Annotated in this window: 1 protein-coding gene; it reads right to left on the bottom strand. The window is 59.2% G+C overall.

Annotation, left to right across the window (positions count from 1 at the left end; translation table 11 throughout):
- Positions 1–2 precede the first annotated feature (2 nt).
- A partial coding sequence (locus tag ACR0IP_RS23275) for a proton-conducting transporter transmembrane domain-containing protein (RefSeq protein ID WP_480528177.1) occupies positions 3–720 on the bottom strand: 718 nt, incomplete at its 5' end.

Genomic DNA, 720 nt, shown 5'->3' with positions numbered 1-720 from the left:
AGCTAGCCAATAAAGCCGGACAAGGGCGGCATCCCCGCCAACGCAATCGCCCCCACGAAGAACAGCGCGGACACCAGCCCGCTTTGCGGCATGGGTGGCGTTGGTGCGATGGCCCCGCCGCGCCGCGCCATCACCAGATCGGCAACCAGGAATAGCAGGGCTGTCGCCAGTGTCGAATGGAACACATAGTACAGTGCCGCGGCTGTTGCATCAGGCGTGAATTGCGAGATTGCGATCAACAGGGTGCCCATGGATGCAATCGCGCAGAACGCCACCATGCGGGCGATGTGTTTTGACCCCAGAATGCCGATAGCCCCGACAGCCAAAGTGACAAGTGCAGCAGGTTGCAACCACGCACCCACCAGTCCCTGTGTTGCGGCGACATCGGGGCCAAAGGCCAGTGTGAACATCCGCAGAATCGAATAAGCCCCGACCTTGGTCATGATTGCAAACAGGGCCGCGACGGGCATTGGCGCATTGGCGTAGCTGGCAGGTAGCCAGAAATGCAGGGGCAGAACGGCGGCCTTGATGCAAAAGACCAGCAGCAAAAGAACCGCGCCAACCCGCAGCAATGCCGTATCCTCGGCCGGGATTTCTGCTACCCGTAAGGCGATATCTGCCATGTTCAGTGTCCCAGTCACGCCATAGATCGTGCCCAAAGCAAACAGGAACAAAGTCGATCCCAACAGGTTGTAAGCGACATATTGCACACCCTCCTTC

It is taken from the genome of Ruegeria sp. AL11, from assembly GCF_056540865.1.
The sequence above is the reverse complement of the archived record's forward strand: the minus strand, read 5'-3'. Positions and strand labels throughout refer to the sequence as shown.